Source organism: Massilia sp. DJPM01 (genome assembly GCF_030348125.1).
In the GTDB taxonomy this organism is placed as follows: domain Bacteria; phylum Pseudomonadota; class Gammaproteobacteria; order Burkholderiales; family Burkholderiaceae_D; genus Telluria_A; species Telluria_A frigida.
This window is the reverse complement of record NZ_JAQOZV010000083.1, coordinates 1-23009: the sequence shown is the minus strand read 5'-3', so window position 1 is coordinate 23009 and position 23009 is coordinate 1. Positions and strand designations below refer to the sequence as shown.

Here is a 23009-nt window from a genome sequence, read left to right as displayed (position 1 = left end):
TATGCTGCTAGACAAAATGCATTGCGCGACCTTCTGGCGCAAGCAAAAAACACGGGCATCGTCCTGACGCGGCCGTTCAGGTCGACCGGACTTGTCTTACCGCAGAGAACTTCCCCTGTAGAATTGCACAATTGCAATTTTACTTCGAATTCTCATGGCCACGACTGCCCACTTCCTTTCGCTTCACCACCCGCGCCGGTTCGCCGCGCTTGCCGTCATGCTGGCGACCGTATGCTCCCAGTCGCTGGCCCAGCGCAGCGAGACGCCCCTGACTATCCCGGTCGCGCCAGCTGCGGGTACGTACAGCACCAACGCCGCCCTTCGCACGGCCGAACACCGCGAATGCGGCAAGCCGGAGTATCCCAAGGCCGCCTTGCGCTACGACCAGCAAGGCACGGTCACGCTGGCCTTCCTGATCGGCGTCGATGGCGTGGTAAAGGATTCCAAGATCGTCAAGTCGAGCGGTTTTCAGCTGCTCGACATCGCCGCCCACAATGGACTCGTGCCCTGCAAGTTCAAGCCGGCGCAGGTGGACGGCAAGGCGATCGAATCCTGGATGCAAATGCAATACGTCTGGACGATCGACAATTCGGCCGTGGAAGGAACGGCGGCCACACTGGCCGACACGCGCGCGGCGGCCGAGCGCGGCGAACCGCAGGCGCAGTACGCGCTCGGCATCAGCTACATGGATGGCGCGGGCGTGGCGCAAGATCCGGCCCAAGCCTTGGCATGGTGGCGCAAGGCGGCGGCGCAAGACCACGCGGCCGCCCATATGGCGGTGGGCCTGGCCTTCCACCTCGGGATTGGCGAAAAGCAGGACCGGGCACAGGCGGCGAGTTGGTACCGCAAGGCGGCCGACCTGGGCCTGCCCCAAGCGCAGCACAGGATGGGCATGCTGGCGATGGCCCAGCCCGGCTACGCCCGCGACGTGGACGCGGCGCGCGAATGGTTCCGCAAGGGCGCCGCGCAAGGATACGCACCGAGCCAGGCGTTTTACGGCGGGTTGCTGATGAAAGGAGTTTCTCCTGAGTGGATTGAGCACGGCCTGGCGCTGGTGCGCAAGGCGGCCGCGCAAAACGACGTCCAGGGGCAGTTTCTCCTCGGGCGCTGCTACGAAAACGGCAACGGCGTGGCACGCGATGTGGCCCAGGCCGCAGCCCTGTACGAACAAGCGGCGCTGAACGGCAGCAAACCGGCGCAGGAATCCATTGCCGCGATGTACGAACAGGGCCGTGGCGTGGCGGCCGACCCGGTCAAGGCGGCCAAATGGCGCAAGATTGCGGAAAAGCCGCTCCCGCAGCCGCGCTGAGCCCGAACGCCGGCCGCAAGGGATTTTTCCATAGGGAATGCAACCATGTAAAATTGGAACAATGAAATTTTTCCCTGAGTCTGCATGAGCTTCCCTGTCCCCCTCTCCCGCTTGCCGCGCCGGCTTGCCCTCATGATCGCCGTGCTGACGGCCATGTCCAGCAACGCGCTTGCGCAACAAAACATGGGCGCTCGCTCGCCCACGAGCGTCGTACCCCTGTTAGTGAAGAACGGTAAAGCGACCGAGCCCGTGGCCGAGTTCCGCTCCTGCTCCAAGCCGGTCTATCCCAAAGCCGCCCTGTACGGCGAGCAGGAAGGGACGGTCACGCTGGCGTTTCTGATCGGCAGCGACGGCGCAGTCAAGGAGGCCAAAGTAGTCAAGTCGAGCGGCTTTCCTCTGCTCGACCTGGCTGCCCAGGAAGGCATCCGGCGCTGCATGTTCAGGCCCAGCCGCATCGACGGCAAACCGGTGGTCGCATGGACGAAGATGCAATACGTCTGGACCCTGGACGGACCGACCCCGGCCGAGGCTGCCGCCGCCCTGCCTGCCGCCCTCGCGGATGCGGAACGCGGCGATCCCGCAGCGCAGTACAAGCTGGGGTCGATCTACATGGATGGCGACGGTGTCGTGCGCGACCCCGCGCAAGCCTTCGCGTGGTGGCGCAAGGCGGCGGAACAAAGTCATGTCTGGGCCATCTACAGCCTGGGCGCCGCGCTTCACTTCGGCGTTTCCGGCAAGCCAGACCTGGCACAGGCCATGATCTGGTATCGCAAGGCCGCCGAGCTGAACATGCCCGAGGCGCAGCACATGATGGGAGTCCTGACACTCGAAGGTATCGGGGTGCCCGTTGACGAAGTTGTGGCGCGGGAATGGTTTCGCAGGGCGGCCATGCAACGATTGGCGGTCAGCCAAGCGTATTTTGCTGGGTTCCTGCTCAACAAGAACACGCCGGACATGCTAGCGCAAGGCATTGCATTGCTGCACAAGGCCGCGGCGCAAGACGATTTCACGGGACAGTTCCTCCTCGCGCAATGCTACGACACCGGACGCGGCGTGCCGCAGGATAAAGCCATGGCGGCGACGCTGTACGAAAAGGCGGCACTCGGCGGCAGCAAGCCGGCGCAGCGACTCATGGCCGCGATGTACGAACGCGGCGAGGGAGTGACGGCCGACCCGGTCAGGGCCGACCAGTGGCGCAAGATTGCGGAGATACCGAACCCGCTCCCGCGCTGATCGCGCCGGCCGCAGTGATCCTGGCGCCGGAAATGCCACCGTGTAAAATTGACAAATTGAAACTTTTTACTGAGCCTGCATGAGCTTCCCTCTCCCCCTCCTCCGCTTGCCGCGCCGGCTTGCCCTCGTGGTTGCCGTGCTGGCATCCGTGTCCACCAACGCGCCTGCCCAACAAGACGCGGGCGGGCAGACGCCCGTTCATGTGCAAGCCCCGCCCCCGCTGAGCGCCAATCCGGTCAAGCCGGCGATCAAGCCCGGCTCCTGCGCCAAGCCAGTGTTTCCCAAAGCCGCGCTGCGCAGCATGCAGGAAGGAACGGTCACGCTGTCGTTTCTGATCGGCACTAGTGGCGCGGTGGTGGATGCCAAAATCGTCAAGTCGAGCGGCTTTCCTTTGCTCGACATGGCCGCCATCAATGGCATCCGGCGCTGCGCGTTCAATCCAACCATGGTCGACGGCAAAGCGGAGCAAGCGTGGATGCAGATGCAATACGTCTGGACCTTCGACGGGCCAAGCGCAGCCGAGGCCGCCGTCCCGCTGTCCACCGTGCGCGCGGCTGCGGAACGCGGCGACCCCGCAGCGCAGCTCCGGCTCGGGACGATCCACATGACTGGCGAGGGTGTGGCCCGCGACCCGGCCGAAGCCGTCGCCTGGTGGCGCAAGGCGGCCGACCAGGGCGACCTGAAGGCGCAGCTGAGCCTGGCCAGGGCGCTGCATTTTGGAGATTCCGGAAAGCCAGACCTGGCGCAAGCCATGACCTGGTATCGCAAGGCCGCCGAGCTGGGCATGCCCGAGGCGCAGAACATGATGGGATTGTTGCTGCTCGAGGGCACCGGCGTGGCCACCGACAAGGTGGCGGCACGCGAATGGTTTCGCAAGGCGGCCGCGCAAGGATGGGCGCGCAGCCAGGCGTACTACGGTTCGCTGCAGTTGGACGACAACACGCCGGAAGGCATGCAGCAAGGCATTGCACTGCTGTCGAGGGCTGCGGCGCAAGACGATTTCGTGGGCCAGTATTTCCTCGGGCAATGCTACGACACCGGACGCGGCGTGCCGCAGGATAAAGCCATGGCGGCGACGCTGTACGAAAAGGCGGCACGCGGCGGAAGCAAGCCGGCGCAGCGTCTCATGGCCACGATGTACGAACGCGGCGAGGGTGTGACGGCCGACCCGGTCAAGGCGACTCAGTGGCGCATGGCCTCGCAAATACGGCCCCCGCGCCCGCGCTGAGTCAGGTCGGCTTGCCGGCCAGGGCCGCGCGGATGGTGCCGACCTTGTCGCGCACCGCGCCGCGCGTTTCGTGCGCGCGCGAGACCACCTGTACATCGATCGACAGCAGGCGCGCCAGTGCCGGCGGCAGCGCGCGGTAAGCCACGCCGATGCGCGAGGTGGCCTGCATCGACTGCGGGCACAGCGCCACGCCCTCGCCCGCCGCCACCTGCGCCAGCAGCATCGTGAAGTCCTTCGGTTCGAGGCGGCGCGGCGCCGCGTAGCCGAAGTCCCTGAAGCTGCGCTCGCACTTGTCGTAGTAGGCGGGATTGTCGGTGCGCGAAAACCAGAACAGGGGCATGGCGCCCAGCGCGGCCAGGTCCACCTCGGCCTGCGCGGCGGCCGGATGCGAGGCTGGCAGGACCACGATCATCGGTTCGCTGCCGACCGTCTCGACCGCCAGGTCATCGGCGGGCGGGACGATATCGCCGACGATTGCCAGGTCGAGCTCGCCGCTGCGGACGCGCTCGACCAGGCGCTTCGACCAGGCACGTTCCAGCGCCCGTCCGCCGGTGAAGGCCGGGTCGGTGACGAGCGCGTTCAGTCCCGGCATCAGGGAATGATTGATCACGCTGGTCAGGCCCATGCGCACGGTGGCCGCATCGTCATCGTGAACATCGGCCTTCACGCCGGCGACCGCCGCCTCCAGCGCCAGCAGGATCTTGTGGGCCTGGTCCTTGAAGGCTTCACCGGCCGTGGTCAGGCTGACCCGGTGGGTGTCGCGCACGATCAGTTGCACCCGGAGCAGGTCTTCCAGGCCCTTGATCTGGCGCGACAGCGGCGGCTGCGACATGTTCAGCAGCTCGGCGGCACGGCGGAAATTGAGTTCCTGCGCCACCGCGAGATAGCACTGCAAGGTCCTGGTGCTGGGTAAGTGCTTCGACAGCATGAGCATGACAAGGTCTCCGGGACCGGTTCTTCGTTGCCTATTATCCCATCCTTGCGCTGCGGCGGTCAGCCCGGGGCCAGCGCCGCCTCGCGCGCCATGCCACGCCGCGCCAGGATCGCGCCGAGACGATGCGAGGCGACGCGCAGCACGTCGCTGGGATTGAACACTGAGGGACCGGATGGCGCGCCAAGTTCGTCCAGCAGGCCGCGCCCCAGCCGCACGAGCCGGCGGTAGCCATCGCCCAGCCAGGGTTCCCACATCGATCCAAGCGGCTGTTCGAGAATGTTCCCCAGGCCGTACAGGGGACCAAAGCCGAAGCTGACCGGATTGACCGTGCCATCGGGTTCGAGCACCAGCACGCCGAGCAGGTCGGCCGGCCGCGCGTGGGCGTCGCCGGCATCGGCGGCACGGGCATAGATCATGCAGGGCCGCGCGATGACGCAATTGCGGTGCACCAGGTCGGTGTGCACGCCCATCTTCCCGGCGTACGCCGCCGCCAGCAGCGTGCCGGCCAGGTACAGCAGGTTGGCGTCGTCGGGGCCGAGCACCGCGTCGGCCATGGTGGTGAGCGCGCGGCCGGCCGCCGAGATCGGGTGCAGCTGGAGCGCCGCCGCGCCCTGGTCGCAGGCCAGCGCGGCCAGTTCATCGATATCGTCCAGGTTCTCGCCGCTGACGCCACAGACGATGTGAAAGCCGATGCCGGCGTCGGCCAGCAGGCGGATGCTGTGCAGCACGCCGGCGAAGGCGCGCGGCCGGCGGCGCAGGGCGTCGTGGGTGGCGCCCAGGCCGTCGATGCTGACCGCCACCGTATCGACTTGGCGCAGGATGTCCAGGTTGCCCCGGTGCGGCACCAGCAAGCCGTTGGTGATGAGGGCCGTCTGCATGCCGCAATCCTTCGCCAGCGCCACCACATCGGCCAGCCACGGGTAGAGCAGCGGCTCGCCGCCCGAGATGGCGAGCCGGGTGTAGCCCCACGCCGCCGCCTGCCGGATCGCGCCGCCGGCCTGCTCGAAGCTGAGCAGGCCGGCGGCGTGCGGGGCGCTGTCGGAATAGCAGTGCGCACACGCCAGGTTGCATCTGCGCAGAGGATGCAGGTGGAAGATGGCGCTGGCGGTCGGGCCGGCGCCATGCGTGGCGGCGGGGTTCATTTCAGGCCGACCCGGACATGCATGCGCCAGAGATCGCGCATCGGAATGCCGTAAGGGAAAATCTCGATATGGCGCAACTCGGGATGCTTCTGGATTTTCATGATCGCCTCCTCCAGCCCGGCCATCGGCACCGAGGTTTTCAGGACCAGGGCGTCGGGGTTGAGTATGCCGTCCGGGAAGATGTCGTCGAATTTGAACCCCATGTCATGCAGCTCGGCCACCGAATCGGTGAGGCCGGCAATCTGCTCCTTGGTGTAGTGATGACGCAGGCGCGCCGTCAGCGCGGTGCTCAGGTCGGTTGGCTTAGACATGTGCGGGCTCCATGATGGTTGTGGTGATCAGAACGGAAAGATCGGACAGCAGTTTCAGTACGGCATCGTATTTGTCGATGGTAAAAACCAACAATTGCAGTGCGTCGGTCAGGGCCTTGCTACGCGCCACCGTCTCGGCCGACGGCGGCCGGACCTGGATTCGTTCTTGAAGGATGTCGAGGATGGCGTTGTTGACCGTGTTGCGGCGCTCGCGCAGCTTGGCCAGCACCATGTACACCTTCGCCCGGTCCTTCAGGCTGGCGGTTTCGTATTCGATGGTGACGTCGGCGATGGCGCGCTGCAAAATGGTTTCGACGCTTTGCAGCCAGGGTAATGCTGAGTCGGACATAGTGTTCTCCTAGTGGGTGGATGGATTGACTGCGGTGCTCACCACGGCGTCGGCGCTCTGTGGGAGCTCCTTGGCGGTGGCGGAGGCGATATCGGTTGCCGCAGCCTGGTTCTTCTTTGCTTCTTCGCGCACCTCTTCAAAAAACGATGCCGCCAGCGCGGCGCGCTCGGCGAACGGCAATTCCTTGCCCAGTGCACCGAACGCCTTGCCGGTCGCGCCGAGCGCCTCGCCCAGCGGAGGAAGCGGCGTGACCAGCTGGCTGATCAGTTCCTCGACGTGGGCCACGCCCGCTTCCTTGGCCGACACGGCGGCGCCCAGCAATGCCACTCTGCTGCGCAACTGCCTGAGTGCCGCCAGCCGTTTGGCCTGGCCGCTGAACTCATATAGCTGGTCGTCGCCAGGCAAGTCGAGCAGGCGTGCGTTGAAGCCCTTGATGTTGTCGCTCAGTTGCTCCTTGCGCATGTCGTCGACGGCGGCCTGGCGCCTGGCGTACAGCGCCAGCTCCTGCTTGAGCTGGGCGCTCAGGGACAGGCCGTGCTGCGCTTCTTCCAGCGCTACCGGTGAGGTGGCGCAGCCCGCGAGCAGCAGCGCGGCCGTCATGCAAGGTAAAAAGCGGATCGTCATTTGTTCACTCCTTGTCCAATCCAGAGCAGGGACAGCGCCTGGACCAGGTCTTTGTAATCGGACGCTTTCTGGCCCGACGCCGCGTACGCCACCGCCTGTCCCGCAGTGGCATCGATCAGTACCGCCCATTGGCCGGCGTTGGCCTGGGCGAAAGCGAGCTGCCGCTCGCGCTTGAGGTCGCGGCGCAATTCTTCCAGCCGCAAGGTACGGGCGCGCTGGTCGCCGATCGCATGGGAATAGCGGCCGGCGGCGTCGTACAGTGCGGCCCGGCTGTCGGCGTCGTCGCAAGGAGGATTAACCTTCACCGCAGGAAAGGCGATGGCGTCGACCAAGCGCATGCTCCTGTAGCAGCCCTTGAGTGAGTCGAGCCGTGAGCGCGCCACCAGCAGCTCGACTGCCTCGGCCACCCGGGAGGCCTGGGCGGCCCGCACCAGTTCAATATCCTTGCGAACCAGATCGGCCTGGACCGTGGCCAGGTCGGCCCGGTTTTTCTCCAGGTCGCGCCGGATCAGCAGACTCATCGGAACCAGCGGCTTGTCCAGATCGGCGAGCACCTGCACATCGTCGGCGACGCGGGTGACCAGGACCGCCGCCAGTTCGGCGCGGCTGGCGTCCTTGCCGGGATCGGCGCTGGTGCCCAGCCTGCGCAGGATGGCGTCGATGCGCTTGACGCGGTCGTCGGCAAGCGCCTCGTTGCCGAGCACGTTGTTGAGCGTCGCGATCTGTGCCAGCGCGGCGCGCACTTTTTCGCCGAGCACGGTCAAGCGCACGGAAGGCGCAGTTCCGGGCTGGCTGGCGCGCACCGCCGCCGCATACGCCTCCAGCGTGGCGCGGTACTGTGCCATCAGGGCGTCGGCCTCGGCAGCCAGGGCCGCGTGCTGTCGATCGAGAGCGACGGTGTTGTTGGCGCTGGTGAGCAGCGTGCCGGCCGGTAGCGTGGCGATCAGCGCGTCCTGCTCGCCTGCGAGCCTTACTTCGCTTGCGCACAGCTTGCCGAGCTCGCCAAGATACTCGGCGGCATACTTGCTCAACTCGCCGCTACCGGCAACATTGACTGCGCGGCAGGATGGCGCATCGGCGCCTTCCGCCTTGAGCAGTTTGCGGTAGGCGGCTTGCCTGGCCCGGTTCGCCTGCAGCTCCGATGACAAGCTCTTCCATCGCTTCATCACGCCCAGGAACGCCTTGGCATCCGGCACGGTAGCCAGTTCCTTGAGCTGTTCGTCCAGCATCGAATAAAACGTCACCGCATTGGCGTCCTCCTTGGCGAGGGAAGCGTCCAGCAGCAGCACCAGCGCGCTGTCGACCTCGGCACTGCGGCCGGCGGCGATGCTATCGATGTCCGCCTTGAGCAGTTTCTTGCGCTGCTCATGCATGGCCGCGAAATAGCCGTTCAAGTCCACTTTCACCCACGCCGCTTTCAGGTCCTTGCCTTGCTGGTCGCGCTTCTCGCTGTACAGGTGCATCCCGGCGCAGCCCGATAGCGCCAGGCACAGCGACGCGCAGCCAAGCCGATGAAAAGTATTCATGTTGATTCCCTTGTCCGCATCCGATGGAAGGCAGTCCGGTTGGCATCGCAGTCCGCCGCCCGGTAGCTGGAGCCAGTATAGGAAGTTGCACCAGCGTGCGAAATTGTCCGAATGGCCAGTCCGAGGGCCCATTCCGAATGGACAATGTGCTAGCCTTACGGGGTCAACTGGCCATTCTGGCCAGTACCGGACTGAGCACTAGTCCGGACGATGTCCTCAAAGGAGCCCGTCGTGCGCTTGCTGCTTGTCGATGACCACAAGATGTTCACGGAAAGCCTGACCATGGCGCTCGACCGCCTGCAAAAGGGCAACACGCTGTTGGTCGCGCAAAGCCGCGAGGAAGCGCTGGACTACGCCAGCGCCGGCCAGCGCTTCGAGGTGATTTTGCTCGACCTGCACATGCCCGGCAACGACGGCATGGACAACCTGGCCATCCTGCGCAAGGCTTACGATACGGCCTGCATCGTGATCGTCTCGGGCGAGACCGATCCGCGCATCGTGTTCCAGACCATCGAGCATGGTGCCGCGGGCTATGTGTCCAAGGCGTCCGACCTGAACACCTTGCTGGAGGCGCTCGAAACCGTGCTCAACGGCGGCGTGGCGCTGCCGAGCAAGCTGCCGCGCCCGCAATTTCCCGGCGCACAGCCGCCTGCGCGCCCACCGCCTGCGCACAATGCGGTGCTCGACGCACTGTCGCCGCGCCAGCGGGAAGCCCTGTTCAGCGCGATTCGCGGTCAGAGCAACAAGGTGATCGCGCGCGAAATGTGCGTGACCCCGAGCACGGTCAAGCATCACCTGGCCATCGCGTTCAAGGTGCTGGGCGTACTCAACCGCACGGCGGCGGTGTACGAGGCCAACCGCCTGCAACTGTTCCCCGACACGGAGTCAAGCCAGCCCAGCTACCGCGCGCCGGAGCGCACCCACAGCGCCTGCTAGGGCGCGGCGCGGTCGAAGGTGCAGACGATCTCCCAGCGGCCGCCGCGCTGCTCGGCCGTGACCAGCGCGAAACCGTCGCCTTTGGCATACACCACCTCCTCCACCGTACAGTCGAAGCGGCCGGAAAACGCGCCGGCCGGGTCCGCAAAATCGAAGGCGTCCCCGCTGTCGGCCAGGTCTTCCGCGATCGAATTGGCGAACGGATATGGCGCGTACAGGGCCGAACTGTGAAACGAGCGGATCGTGACCGCCGGCCCCGCGCCGGGCGGCTGGACCAGCAAGGTTGCCGTGCACGACAGATGCTCGTCGCCGGAAAGGAACACCACGTTGCGGATGCCATGGCCGCCGATGTGGGCCAGCAAGCGCTGCATCGACGCCGGGTAGCCATCCCAGGCGTCCGAGCGCAGGCAGTGCGCACCCGGCCCGCCATGGACGGCGCGCAGGCGGCGCGGCACCAGGATCGATGGCGAGGCGATGAACTTGGGCCGCTCCGGATCGGCCCGGTGCTGGGCCAGCAGCCAGTCGAGCAAGCGTTTGAACTGGCGCTCGCTCATGATGGAGGCGCTGCCGGCCGTGGTCGCGGAACGCGGCTGGCGTTCGGTACGGGTGTCGGCGATGAAGAAGGAAAAACCGTGCAGCGGCGTCCCCGTCTCCAGGCAGTGCGGCGCCTGCGCCGCCCCCAGCGACGGCACCAGCGCATTGGTGCGCTGGAAACGCAGGTAGCCCGCGCGGCCCGCCGTCAGGTTGGGGTCGACCCGGCGCGCATGGGCCAGCGGTTCCCAGTTATCCATGATCTCGTGATCGTCCAGCATCATGAAGGTGGGCAGGCGCCGCATGACCGACTTCACGTGTTCGTTCGCGAACAGCTTTTCGTAGGGCTGCACATAGCGGTCGTCCAGCGCGCTCGGATCGAACAGGCCGGCCGTGGCGTCGCTGTAGATCTGGTCGCCCAGCAGCAGCAGGAAGGCCGGCAGCGTGCCGTCATCGCTGTCGAGCCGCCTGGATAGACGCCCAAAGGAAGCGAACGCCGGTTCCTCGTCGAGCATACCGGCCGGGTACTGGCAACTGCCGATCGCAAAGCACAGGCGCGCCGGCTGCTTGCCGATGGCCCCGGTGTCGAAACCGAGCAGGCCCGGCACCAGCGTCGCCGCCAGGCTGGCCGCCAGTTCGCGCTCGATGCTGCGGACAATATCGTCGAAGGTCTTGTCGACGAAATCGAGCAGCTCGGCGAGGATCGCCGCCAGCGTGAGCGGCTTGCCCGGCAGGATGGGCGGGCTGGCCATGGCGCGCCGCCCGCGCAGCAGCCCCATCAGCTCCCTGCCGCGCAAGGACGGATGGAGGAACTGCGGCAAGTCCACCCTGTTATCCCAGAAGGTCGGCTTTTCGTCATAGAAGAGCAGCATCAGCAACCCGTCCGCGCCATCCGGCCGCGCCGGCGCGAATTGCATCCAGCCATTGTCGTCGCCGGCGCCGGCGTACAGCTGCAGGCCGCGCCACATGGCGGCCTTGGGCGAATCGCCGGCCGTGCCAGACCATATGCGGTAGTGTTCGCCATCGACCTTGACCGGAATAAAGGCGACCAGCAGCGCGCGCGTGTATGCCGGGTCCGATCCGGCCCCGACCTGGAAGCCGTGCGGCGTGTCGACACTGGTGCGTACCGGCCCGCTCCAGGGCGTGCGCAGCGACCAGCGGTCGGCGCTGGGCGAGTCGCTCGTCTTGTATTGCGCCAGCGAGGTCGATTCCGGTCCGATGAACGCCTCCACGGCCGCGAACACCTTGCGCGCGTCGCGCCCGATGAAGCAGTCCTGGTGGCCGAACCCTTCCATTGGCCGGGTGACATAGGCGAACAGGGTGTCCTTGAACATGGCATCCATGCGGCCCAGGGTGGCCGGATCGGACAAGCCGTTGTCCAGGCCGTGCACGCTCATGGTATCGAAGATCCAGCGCTTCTTGATGTCCTCGCGCGACACGTATACATTGCGTCCGGCGCGATTGGTGATGGTTTTCAGGCGCGCGAAATGCATGGCCTGCGATACCGTTTCGATGCTCAGCGGCCCGAAGAAATCGTCGATATGGTCGAGCACCGGGCGGTCCACATTGCACAGGCTGAAGTCGCGCCCGTAGAGCGCGTCCATCCGGTGGCGCGTGCGCACAAAATCGGCCTTTCCCCATGGCCACCACGGGTTTTCAAGGTGAAATTCTTTCGTTGGATACGGGGTGGTGGCCAGCAGGCGGTCGATTACCTCGTCCATGAGGCCTGGTTCGCCGTCGATCCGGAACGCGAAATCACGCAGCGGCAACAATTGGCGCAAGTAGCCGAGCAGATAGGCGCGGAAAATATTGGCCTGGCTGAACACCACCAGCGGCCCCACCTGCGACAATACCAGGCGCCGGATACTGCCATTCATGGCCCGCCGCTCCGCCGCAAAGCGCTCCCCTGCGCGCGGCTCGGCCAGGATAGCCATGCTGATCATGGCCGCGCCCATGCAGTGGGCGACCACGTCCAGATAGCCGAAACCGCTGGCGCGGCAGATATGGTCGATCGCGACCGGGATGTCGGCATGCGCCGCATCCTCGAATGACCACGGGTGGCGCGCGTGCGGCATGCCGCTGCTGGTACGCAGGTCGACGATCCAGATGTCGCGTTTTCGCTTCCACAAATAGCTGGCCAGGTTGGGCTTGACCTGCGGATGGGCAAAAGTGGTACCACTCGCGCTGTAGCCGTGGATCATGACCACCGGCGGGCGATCCGGGTCCTGCTGGTCGCAGCGGTAGCGCGTCAGGCGCACATGCACGGGCGTGCCGTCAGGCAACTGGTCGACTTCGAGTTCGCTGATTTCCGGATGCGGCAGCCCGGGGATGATGCCCGGCAGGCGCGCCGGCACGCGCATCGGCGTCGCATCGGGCTTGCGCAGGCTCCACACGTGAATGGTGAGCAGCAGGCGCAGCAGGTAGGCGCCGAGCGCGACCACATCGGCCAGCGCGGACGGCTGGTCCTGCTGGTCCAGGATGCGGAACAGCGGCACGTTTTCACGCACCAGGAAATTGGTGTCGAGCTCCAGCTCGGGCCGGGTGCCCGTTCTCAGGCAGGGGAAGGCGCCCAGCTCCATGCGCATCAGCTGGTTCCAGGGGTTCGAAGCACGGGCGTAGGTGAAGCGCTTGGTGCCGAGCATCGGCTGGCCGCTGAATTTGCCGGCGTCCAGGCGCGCGCCGGCCACGTCGGCGGCGCCGATCACGAGGGCGTACTCGAACAGGCGCACTTCGCCGGCGTGCGAGGCCACGGCCATGGCGTTGTCGTAGCGCGTGCGCACGTCGCCCCACAACTGGCGCGCCGTCGCGCGCGTGAACGACAATCCGCCGTGCGACAAGCGCTCGGCGCCCCACTGCCATAAGTCGCGCAAGCCGCGGTTGAGCAGCCAGGGCCGCAAACTGTTGGAGCGGCGCTGCTGCGGCGTGGATGCTTCCCGATGGAAGAAATGCAGCGTCCCCGCCACGCCGGCCTTGAGCAAGGGTGGCGGCGCCATCTCGCCCGGCACGTCGCGCCGCAGTTTCCAGTCGTCCCACTGGGTGGCGTCGAAGATTTCCAGCGTGCTGGTCGCGGGATCGACCTGCAAGGCACGCTTGATGGGCGCCGCTTTGCCGCCCTGCGGCAGCACCAGGGCGGCCAGGTCGATGGTGGAAAAATGCAGGCTCAGCTCGATTACGCAATGCAGCTTGACGCCACGGCGGTCGACCAGCGTGGCCGGGCCGGACATGCGTTCGATGAACTCGGCCGTGGTCAGGCGTGGTGTCTCGGGTTCCTGTTCTGGCCGGAAGCGCGGCCGGATCACCGGCGACGGCGCGGCGGCCGGCGCCGTACTCCACCCCCATTTCCGTTTCAGCTTGTCGATCGCGCGCAGCGCCAGCGCCGTGATGGTCAGGGCCGGATTGACCCCGAGCGCGCCGGGCAGGATGGCGCCGTCGAGCACCATCAGGCCGTCGTACACGGCGCCGTCATCCCCGGCCTGGGCGCGAAACACCTCGCCGCAGTCGTTGACGACGCCGTCCAGCGCGTTCGCGCCGATGGCGCAGCCGCCCAGCGGATGCACGGTCAGCAAGGGCCCGCGCCGCTTCGCCAGCAGGAATTCCATCGATTCGGGCAACATTTTCCACAGCGGATTCGGGAGAATGGTGCCGTTCGGACCGGGCCCGGGATTGGCGCTGTCCGGCGCGCCGCCAAGCGCGCGCACCTGGTCCTCGAACAGGGGATGATCGCGCAGCCCCGGCCAGCGTACCCGGATCGCGCCGTCGCCGCTGGCGTCGTCCTTGCCGCCGACCAGTTCGAGCGCGCCGCCGGCGCCGTCGTCGCCCATCACGGCCAGCAGCGCACTGCGTCCCAGCCGCTCGGGGTCGAGCGCGCACGGGTCGCGCTCGCCAGGCAGGCCGCTATGCGCGCCGCCATCGCGCCGGCCGAGTTCATGCAGGCTGTTGGCGGTGGTGGCCATTTCCTCGAACAGGCGGCGCAAGGGGCCCGGCACCGCCATGTCCTCGACCAGCAGGTCGCCGAAGCGGCCGGGCAGGTCGACCATGCCGGTGATCGTCGGCCCGACCTGGCGCTCGCGCGGCGGCACGTTCTCGTCGGCCACGCCATTGACCTGGTCCGGGCCATCGTAGGCGACCGCGATCATGTCGCCGTTGCTGGAAAACTTTTGACCGATTGCCGAGGAGAACTTCAGCTCCTCGCACTGGGAGCGCAGCAGGATTTCGGTGGAGCCGAAGGTGCCGGCCGCCAGGATCAGCTTGCGCGCCCGGATCTTGTACGGCAGGTCGCGCCGCGCGCGCAGATGGGCGTCGGTATAGGTGACGTGGACGCACCAGGCGCCCAGCCTGGCGTCGCGCTCGATGCGCAGCACCGTGGCCCCGGTGTAGAGTCTCGCGCCCTGCTTCCAGGCCTGGTACAGCAGGTTGGTGTCGAGCGACTCCTTGGCGTTCAGGTTGCAGCCGGTGGCGCAGTCGCCGCACATGGCGCAGGCCGACAAGCCCACGCCGCCGGCGCTGGCGCGCTCGCCCATGGCGACCGTGATCGCGGCCGGGCTGAACACGCCATCGTTCGGTTGCAGCCGGCCGGCCATCTTGCGCAGGGCCTCGTATTTGGCGGGCGCCGGGCCGGCGTGCTTCTCGATGGTATTGGCCGCGCCGCCGACCCGCGCACCCAGGGCGTCGAGCGCCGTGACGAAGTATGGTTCCAGCTCGCCCACCAGCGCAGCCAGTTTTGTGAGCGGCGCCCCGCGCGGGCGCACCATGACGCCCGCATTGATCAGCGATCCGCCGCCCAGGCCGTTGGCGACCAGCGCGCTGACGTCGCTGCCGACGCGCACATCGAACAGGCCCTCGCGCTCGCCGCCCGGGGCGGCCCCGTTGGACGTGCTGAACCGCACATGGCCGGCCAGCTCGCTCATGCGGCCGGGGAAGGCACCCGGCAGGTATTCCTTGCCGCGTTCGAGCACCCAGACCGTCACCGGCTTGCCATCCTTGGCGCTCCCGGCCAGTCCGGCCGCCGCTACCGCGCCGCCGTAGCCGCTGCCGACGATCAGCACGTCGACATCGACGGCCGGCTCGCCCTCCTCTCTCAGCGTGGAAAACAGCTGTTCGACGCCTTGCGAGAGCCATGCCGGCGCCCGCTTACCGCTGTTCGTCTGGTCCATGGCAGGCGCTCGCTTGAAGTGCGCTGGCCTCGTTCAGGGCTTGCCTGAGGACGTCGGCAGCGACGGGTTTGTGAAGCAATGGAAGGCCGGCGCTGTTCGCTTCGCGCAGGCGGTCGGGTGCGGTATCGCCGCTGATCAGGATGGCGGGCAGGCGCGGGTAGAGCTGGCGCAGCGCCGCCACGGTGGCCAGGCCGTTGTCGCCGTCGCGCAGGCGAAAATCGACCAGCAGCAAGTCCGGACACCAGTGCGCGCCTGCCGCCAGCGCTTCGGCGGTGCCGCCGGCCAGCGTGACTTGCGCGCCCATGCCTTGCAGCAAGGCTTGCATGCCAGCACGCACCGAGGCGTCGTCGTCGACCACCAGCACATGGCGGGCCGCAATCGGGGCGGCCGGCGCGGCGGCCGGGCGTTCGGCGCTGCGCTGCTGGCCATGCTGTTCGCAGACCAGGTAAAAGCTGGTGCCGACGCCCGGCAGCGACACCATTTCCAGGCGCAGGCGCAGCAGGTCGGCCAGGCGGCGCACGATCGACAGGCCCAGGCCAAGGCCCTTGCTCTGGTCGCGCTCGGAATTGCCGAGCTGGTAAAACTCCTCGAACACGCGGTCGTGCTCGGCGAGCGGAATGCCACTGCCGCTGTCGACCACGGCCAGCACCACCTGCCCGCCCTGCCCGTCCAGGCTCAGGCTGACCGTGCCGTGGGCGGTGTACTTGACGGCGTTGTCGACCAGGTTGCACACCAGCCGGCCGAGCAGCACTTCATCGGTCACGATCAGCGGTGCGCAGCCGCAGTCGAGCGTCAGCTGCAAGCCCCTGGCCTGGGCGGCAGGCAGGTATTCGTCGAACACGCAGGCGAGGAAAGGCGCTACCTCCAGTTCCGCCGGCCGGACCTGGACGATGCCGGCGTCGAGCTTGGAGACGTCGAGCAAGGCATCCAGCTGGCCCGACAGGGTTTGCAGCGCCTGCCCCATGTGGCGCGCGATGTCGCGGCTGGCATCGTCGAGCGGCTGCATGCCCAGCGCGCCCGCGAACAGGGAGAGCGCATGCACCGGCTGGCGCAAGTCGTGGCTGGCCGAGGCCAGGAAGCGGGTCTTGGCGCGGTTGGCAGCCTCGGCCGCGCTCAGCGCTGTGTTGAGCTGCGCATTCAGGCTGGCCTGCTGCAGGCGGATCTCGAACGATTCGCGAAACAGGCGGAACGAGTCGCTGGCCAGGGCGATCAGCACCGCGCCGAACAAGGCCAGGATGAGCGCGGTGGCGCCGCCGATCCAGCCGCCGTGGCCCATCAGCGCCCATTGGGCCACCAGCGGCGCCATCACCGGCAGCAGGAAGGCGAGAAACACCGGGCGGTAACCGGCGGTGGTGGCGACCGAGCCGGCGCACAGCCCCACCAGCAGCAGGGATTGGATGGCGCGCTGAAATTCGGGCAGCGCCGTGAAAAACAGGAGCGAGAGCGCGTGCGTGCAGCCATTCAGGGCGCTCAGGGCGATGCAGATTTGCAGGCGGCGCGCGTCGCTCAGGTCGGCCAGCGCCGGCAGCCGCCCCAGGATGACCCAGCGCGCCACCAGTACCAGCGCCACCAGCAACAGCCAGGCGCCAAGGTACAAGGTGGGGACGCGTCCCCACGCCAGGGCGGCGATCATGACGGCGCCGAGGAAGACCGGGACGGGCACGCGGCGGCCCTGGCGCGCGAGCAGCCGGAGGAGCTCGGCTTCGAGGCTGTGTGCGGTTGCATCCCTGACTTCTGACGTCATCCAAGCCACCCCTTAGCGAAAGCATGACAGGCGCAGTGGCGCCCCCGGCGGCGCGAATCTCATGACATTACAGTAAGCCGTTTGAAAAGCCAACTGGCCAATAGGCCAAGCCGGAAGGAAACGCGCGCGGGGCGCTCACCAGCCCATTGCCGCGTGACGCGGATGCACGAATCGCCGGGTCGGCGCTAGTTCGTCGGCAGCATGGCTTTGAGGATAGAACTGGCCTGCTTCGCCAGCGGGCCGGCAGTGCTATCGAGCTGCGCCGCCGCCTTGGCCGTATCCTGGAGGCGCCTATAAAATAAGGTCGCCATGCCAAAGGCGCCAGAGCTGCAGTTTTCCTGCGGATCGTAGCGCCATCCTCCAGTCTGTGCCTGTAGCACGCAGCGCCTGGTTGCCGGGACGCGCAGCCACAACAAAGCCCTCAAGTCATCCTTCGCAAGTTGGGTGAAGTTGCTGTGTCCCAGCCAATCCGACTGCGCCTTGGAGGCATCGACCACGTCCAGATACGGCTGTGACTTGACGCCGCCATCGCGGTCGCCTGCACGCCGCAAATTATCCGTATTGAACAGTCCGGCGCGAATCAATTCCGACAGACTGAGAGGAATGTCGCTCCCTGCCGTGTATAGCGTCATTCTGTTGGTCTGGCTGAAGGTTTTGCCGACCATGGTTTCGAACTCATTGCTTTCCACGTCGGGGGAGGCGAAGATCACGCTATCGAAGCGCCATTTTTCTCCACTGGAGGGCAAGAGCTGCAACGCTTCCAGCAGCAAGCGGTTGCCCATCGAGTGGGCGATGACGTAGACGCTCTTGGCGCCAACCGAGCTGGACACGTCCACCAGCAATTCTTTCAGCGCATCCTTATTGATCAAGGCATTCGATTCATCCATATCCGCGACGTACTTGAGCACGTTTTTCTTGGAGGGCCAGGCGTAGGAGACCACGCTGCCGTCGATTTCCAGATCGACGGCCAGCATACCCGCCGTTTCCATGCCATCCTGGAACGATTGATTGAAGCCATGGATGTAGATGAGCGATTCCTTGCGCGCGGATGCCTTCATTCTCTCCGTGATGGCCTTCAGGAAGCCGGCCTTGCCGTCATAAAGGGAAATCTCCTTCAGGAACAGATGGCGGTTCGGATCGGTGCTGAAGTCCAGCTTCAGGATCGATGCGTGCGGAATGTCGCCGCTTTCGCGCTGGCGCGGAACGCTGACGTACGAAACGCCATAGCTGCTGGTACCGGCGCGCTGCGTGCCGAAATAGGCCTGGGGATCGTCGTTACCTGTTTTCTTCCGGGTGGTCTGGAAAAAGACGGGAACCAGTTGATAGGGCTTCGATTCCAGCGCGGGCGGAGCGCTCGCCAATACACTGATGCCCTTGATCGAGGCTGGCGCCACCTTCTTCAGGTATTCTGCCTTCTTATTGAATTGATCGGCCCGGGGAGCATCGCCTTTTGCCGCATAGATCCGTCCCAAATCGCGCATGATGAAGCGGCTGGCCGGGTCGTCGGGACCATACACGATATCGGACACTCTCATCGCGTCGGTCAGCAGCGTGAGAGCGCGGGCCGGCTCCCTGTAGCGCAGGCACACGCTCGCCACCAGACGCAATACAGGGATCAACCTGGCGCCGTCCTTGCCGTAGAGCTCACGCGCTTCATTCACTACCGTTGTTGATAGCGCCAGCGCGGCGTCCTTATCAGGCGTCTCATTGTTCAAGTAGCGTTCGAGGGCGTCGAGCTTGAGCTTGAGCTTGAGCACCATGTCCCGTTCGTCCTGGTTTTTTGGCGCCGCCGTCGCGATGATGTGCATCAGGGTAGCGGTAGGCACCTCACCATACTTGATATTGTTCTTGATAATGATATCCGCCACTGTCGGTGCGGCCTGGGCGAAACACATGCCACTAAAAAACAGGGCTGCGACAGCTTGCCGTGCACAGGTATTCGCATTCCGCCTGCGAGATGAGTTCATGCCCTGCTCTCCTTTATGTATAGAACGCCGACGTCAAATTCAGCGGCCCGAACCCACCAGCGTAAATTGGGACCAATACGCAGGGTGGGCCCACACATATCGATCGCCTGCGGCGCACGCCAGGGAATCCTTTGCGCACCGGACATCGGCTGCGGCCATTTGCAGAGCCCTTGCGCTGGACTTCTTGCCGTCCCTGACATGCTGCAGGAAGTACACCGCGAAGTCTTCCGCGACAGCCGGATCAACCGGTAGATTCGTGGCCACCACTGAATCCGCACCTGCGAAGAAAAATGAATTGACCAGTCCTGCATAGGGCTGCGCATTGTCAATCGTTTTGCCGCCCGCCGTCTCGCACGCAAGCAGCATGATCAGCCTGAGCGACAGTTTCAGCGCCATCACCTTGGTCGGATCAAGGAAATCGGCGAGGTCAGCCTGGCTGGTGGGCGCCAGCAAAATGGCCGGCTCCTGCGTTCCATATCTTGCGCTCTGGCCCGCAGCCAGTGCATGGGAGTTGATCAAGGCGATATCCGCACTCGACAGGCTTGCGCCATTGCTGGCCGCGAGCAGGCCCGCATAGTTGGCATAGGCACGCAGCAGTGGCGCCGGATCGCTGGGCTTGCGGACCCTGTCGAGCAAGCTGGCGGTGTCGGGCATCGGTGACAGACGAAGGTCGGTCAGCATGTGGCTCGATACCTCCGGGTCGCCGACGCCGAGCAATCTGGGATTCTGCTGATTGTTCCCGACGCCGGTTTTGAGCAGCGAGTGCACCGAGGGAAGCGAAACAAAGGCAAGCCTGTCTCCCAGCCACTGCAACTGGCGATATGTCGAGAAGTCAACGGTCGCCTGGGCCGGCGGTGTCGATGTCACCAGCGCGGAGAATGGAATCAGGGCCAGATCTTCACCGGCCACCAGATAGACAGTGCGTGCACCGCCAAGCCAGGTCTCGACGGGCTTGAACAATTGCTTGTAGAGCTGCCAGGCGACGTCGGCACGATAAGACGGAGGCAAGCGGGTACTCTGCTGCGAAAGAAAATTGATACTTCCTTGCAGTGCGGCCACGGCACTTTTCATCTCCGTGCGCGAGACCTTGGCCGACAGGACCCTGGCAGAATCTTGCCGCACTACGACGGATACCAGTCTCTCATCAAACAAGGTCAATAGCATGGCCGCGTCGTCCGCTTTCAGCGTCTTTTTCACCTGCTCCAGGGTGGCAATACTTTGATTCCTGAGTTCTGCATAGGTCGCGAATTCCGCCGGATGATCCATCATGCTGGATAACATCTTCTCAAGGCCGGCAGCGCTGCCCTTGGAAATCAGCTTCAGCATGTCCGATAAGTTAAGCTCCTTCGCCGGCGCATTCAACTGGTCGGTAAGGCGTGCCATGCCAAGCTCCGCGTCCTGGATACTGTCGCGAACGTCGCTGCTGGCGAAGACGGACCGGGCCGCCGCGGACGATATGCCGTTGTGCGCCTGCATGATGGCGGCTGCCTGCAACAACACAAAGTCGTCGTTGTCGATCCCATTGCCGTGCTGCTGAAACATCCCACTGTCGGTCAGCAAGGCGAAAATGGCAGTATTCAGGGTTTGGCGCTCCTTGCTGCCTTTATTGACGAAATCCTGCCCCAGGCGCTCGACGATGTCTGGACGGGCGAGCAAGCATTTGGCCGCCTTGGCAAGTCGTGTTCGCGCGACGTGATCGCCTGCGAATGCCTTGCTGTAGTCAGGCCAGCTTGCGATAAAATCCGAAGGTGGCAAAGCTTGACGTTGTTCGTTCCTGTTGGATACTTTTACCAACATCTCGCGTGCCTCGTATTCCATGATCGAGCGGACCGCCGCTGCTGGCATCCGTTCGCCCATCCTCAGGCCGATCTTCATCTCAATTTTTCTTAGTAGATATTGGTTGGCGGACATGACCGGATTCGTATCCTGATCCGGCGTGAAGCTCGCAGCCGAGTGGCAGCTGGATAGGATGTTCGCTGCAACAGGCCCGGCAACAATTTGTCGCGAGCCGAATGCGGGGCTGTTCCTGATGGTCTTTGCGAGTTCGCGCGCTTCTTTCAGGTGGTTAGCGCTGTACAGCGCGCCTACTTTCATGAGATCGATGGAGGTGAAGTCAATATTTACCTCGTTTTCTGCAGCGAGTGCGGCCAATAATTCGCGTAGGCCATTGATCGCCAACACCGTAGCATCGTAGTCATTCAGTACCAGGGAACCCAAATACGCCGAAGTGATCAACAATGCTGCGCGCTCATCTTCGGAGAATTCCTCACCCTTGGCGCCGGCCATTGCCTTTGCAATCCGGGGGAAGTTCTTGCCGTCAGCCCTCGCGATCCAGTAGCCGACGGCTTGGGCTTGCATCAAATTGGCGGCAACTCTCTCCATCTCGTCGAATTCCCATTCTCCCTCATCTCCCTCCGTAAAGCGCCGCATGTCCGGTATGTAAGACCTCAATTCCGCAAGCGCTTTTTCCCGTTTCTCTGCCTCTGTTCCCGCCATCGTACCAACGGGCATGATTGCCAGTCGCAGCCGCTGATGTTTGCCGAGTGCTGTATCGAGCTGTTGCAGCGTCGCCTTGTAAGCGGCACTATCACCAAGCCGGTAATAGTTGAAGGCCGTCTGTGTTATCACGGTAAAACAAGCAAAGTTGAAGGCTTCCTCGTCGGCGCAGTAGTGCGCGCGGTACATGCTGCCCAGGCGATTAGCAAGCGCGTAGTTGTTGCCGTAGAACGCGTACAGGCGATAATGCTGGTAGGCTGGCCCCTTGGCTTCAAGCAGGTAAGACATGATGTGTGTATCCAGCGACTCGCCGGAGCTGCGTCCGCTTCTGTGCAATGCCGCCAGCATCTTGTAGAACGTTGTTCCGGTTTGGGCTGCCATATATCGATTGGCGAAGACCGTCGCGGCGACCTCGGTACGCACATTTTTCAGCTCGCCGACAAGATCGTCCAAGTTCTCGCCGCCGAAGGGCAACTCCTCATCAGCGGCTGAAGGCGTTTTGCTTGGATTGGTCTTCGCTAATGCGACCAGGTCGTCGAAAATTTTCATGCCCTGCGAAACCAATTCCGGCCGCACGAAAAACTCCATCCCCATGCTCAGTTCAGCGGAATGAAGCCGGGCGAGCATGGCAGGTTCGTTGATCACTTCCGCATACACCTCCGGTCCGTATTCGATGAGCCCACCCAGCGCATAGCCAGCGTTCTTAATGTCCCAGGCAGTAGGGGCAGGGATGTGTGAAAATTGTTCGAGCCTGGTCCGTAAACGCTCGATGGCATCGCGTTGCCGGCTGTCGGGCGCGTAGTCTTTCATCCCCTCCGCATGAAGCCCCTGCGCCGTCGCCGCGACCTTCGCCGCAACGTCCCTGGTCAGCGCACGAAACTCGGCGTACTTGTCCGCGTCGGTGGAAGCGAGCGCTGTGCAGGCAAACATGAGCAAAGAAAACGAGAGTGCAAAGCGCCACATTTTTTTCTCCCCATCAGAGTCGCGTTCATTCTCACGCTGCGACCCCATCCCATTCGATATGTCGTTTGGATTGCAACCCTTTTGCGAACACATCACATCTGCATCCGCGTCGCCAGTGGCGCGACGCTTATGACATTACAGCAGGCCGTTTTGAAAACCAACTGGCCAATAGGCCAAGCCAACAGGCCAACAAAGCACCTGTGCTCGCCTTCTAAGCTTATGTGAAATGCGTCGTTCTGTTAACGGTAGGCACAATTTATAGTGGCTGCCAACGCACGGCCGCGCGCCGGCGCCCTCGATCACTCAGGAGTACATGGAATGAAGCAACACGGTTATCATCGCGGCCCCACGGGCATCCGACTCAGCATCCTGGCGATGTCGATCGCATCCCTGCACGGCATGGGCTGGGCGCAAAGCGCCGACGCCGGAGCCGAAGCAGCCCCGCCGGCCGTGGTGGTGACCGGTACCCGCGTATCCAACCGTTCCGTGCTGGATACGGCGTCGCCGGTCGACGTGGTGTCGGCCGAGCTGATCAACAATAATGGCGTCACCGAAGTCAGCCA

The 23009-nt window shown here is 64.8% G+C and carries 15 protein-coding genes; 5 read left to right on the top strand and 10 right to left on the bottom strand.

Annotated features, from left to right (window positions below; genetic code table 11):
- Positions 1–154 precede the first annotated feature (154 nt).
- From PO883_RS31630 to PO883_RS31620, 3 genes are all read left to right on the top strand, one after another.
- Complete coding sequence (locus PO883_RS31630) at positions 155–1309, top strand: TonB family protein (RefSeq protein WP_289313311.1); 1155 nt, start codon at positions 155–157, stop codon at positions 1307–1309.
- A gap of 84 nt (positions 1310–1393) precedes the next feature.
- Positions 1394–2542 carry a TonB family protein gene (locus PO883_RS31625; protein ID WP_289313310.1) on the top strand — a complete coding sequence of 383 codons (1149 nt, stop codon included), beginning with the start codon at positions 1394–1396 and terminating at the stop codon, positions 2540–2542.
- 79 nt (positions 2543–2621) lie between these two features.
- On the top strand, positions 2622–3770 hold the full coding sequence (locus PO883_RS31620) for a TonB family protein (protein ID WP_289313309.1): 1149 nt from the start codon (positions 2622–2624) through the stop codon (positions 3768–3770).
- Between the two features lies 1 nt (position 3771).
- On the opposite strand, the gene PO883_RS31615 is transcribed toward PO883_RS31620, so the two are convergent.
- From PO883_RS31615 to PO883_RS31590, 6 genes are read right to left on the bottom strand one after another with little or no spacing between them, the layout of a single operon-like run.
- Positions 3772–4704 (bottom strand): LysR family transcriptional regulator, encoded by a 933-nt coding sequence (locus PO883_RS31615; protein ID WP_289313308.1) that lies wholly within the window; start codon positions 4702–4704, stop codon positions 3772–3774.
- A gap of 59 nt (positions 4705–4763) precedes the next feature.
- Positions 4764–5846 (bottom strand): radical SAM protein, encoded by a 1083-nt coding sequence (locus PO883_RS31610; RefSeq protein ID WP_289313307.1) that lies wholly within the window; start codon positions 5844–5846, stop codon positions 4764–4766.
- Entirely contained in the window at positions 5843–6157 is a 315-nt protein-coding gene (locus tag PO883_RS31605; RefSeq protein ID WP_289313306.1) for a hypothetical protein, read from the bottom strand. Before PO883_RS31605 ends, PO883_RS31610 begins: the two co-directional genes overlap by 4 nt.
- Entirely contained in the window at positions 6150–6506 is a 357-nt protein-coding gene (locus PO883_RS31600) for a hypothetical protein (protein ID WP_289313305.1), read from the bottom strand. The genes PO883_RS31605 and PO883_RS31600 overlap by 8 nt, the downstream gene beginning before the upstream one ends.
- A 9-nt stretch (positions 6507–6515) precedes the next feature.
- Positions 6516–7130: a hypothetical protein gene (locus PO883_RS31595; protein WP_289313304.1), complete on the bottom strand. Its 615-nt coding sequence runs from the start codon at positions 7128–7130 to the stop codon at positions 6516–6518.
- Positions 7127–8656, bottom strand: coding sequence for a hypothetical protein (locus PO883_RS31590; RefSeq protein WP_289313303.1), 1530 nt, complete (start codon positions 8654–8656; stop codon positions 7127–7129). The genes PO883_RS31595 and PO883_RS31590 overlap by 4 nt, the downstream gene beginning before the upstream one ends.
- Positions 8657–8887: 231 nt before the next feature.
- Here PO883_RS31590 and PO883_RS31585 point away from each other — a divergent pair, with 231 nt between their 5' ends.
- Positions 8888–9592 (top strand): response regulator transcription factor, encoded by a 705-nt coding sequence (locus PO883_RS31585; protein WP_289313302.1) that lies wholly within the window; start codon positions 8888–8890, stop codon positions 9590–9592.
- Here PO883_RS31585 and PO883_RS31580 read toward each other — a convergent pair.
- From PO883_RS31580 to PO883_RS31565, 4 genes are all read right to left on the bottom strand, one after another.
- Positions 9589–15276 (bottom strand): alkaline phosphatase D family protein, encoded by a 5688-nt coding sequence (locus PO883_RS31580; protein WP_289313301.1) that lies wholly within the window; start codon positions 15274–15276, stop codon positions 9589–9591. The two genes, PO883_RS31585 and PO883_RS31580, sit on opposite strands and share 4 nt — an antisense overlap.
- Entirely contained in the window at positions 15254–17020 is a 1767-nt protein-coding gene (locus PO883_RS31575) for a hybrid sensor histidine kinase/response regulator (RefSeq protein WP_289313300.1), read from the bottom strand. The genes PO883_RS31580 and PO883_RS31575 overlap by 23 nt, the downstream gene beginning before the upstream one ends.
- A 185-nt stretch (positions 17021–17205) precedes the next feature.
- Complete coding sequence (locus PO883_RS31570; RefSeq protein WP_289313299.1) at positions 17206–18987, bottom strand: alpha/beta hydrolase; 1782 nt, start codon at positions 18985–18987, stop codon at positions 17206–17208.
- Between the two features lie 39 nt (positions 18988–19026).
- Positions 19027–22446 carry a CHAT domain-containing protein gene (locus tag PO883_RS31565; RefSeq protein ID WP_289313298.1) on the bottom strand — a complete coding sequence of 1140 codons (3420 nt, stop codon included), beginning with the start codon at positions 22444–22446 and terminating at the stop codon, positions 19027–19029.
- A 318-nt stretch (positions 22447–22764) separates the two neighbouring features.
- On the opposite strand from PO883_RS31565, the gene PO883_RS31560 reads away from it, so the two are divergent.
- Positions 22765–23009, top strand: a 245-nt coding sequence (locus PO883_RS31560; RefSeq protein ID WP_289313297.1) for a hypothetical protein, incomplete at its 3' end; no start/stop codon positions are given.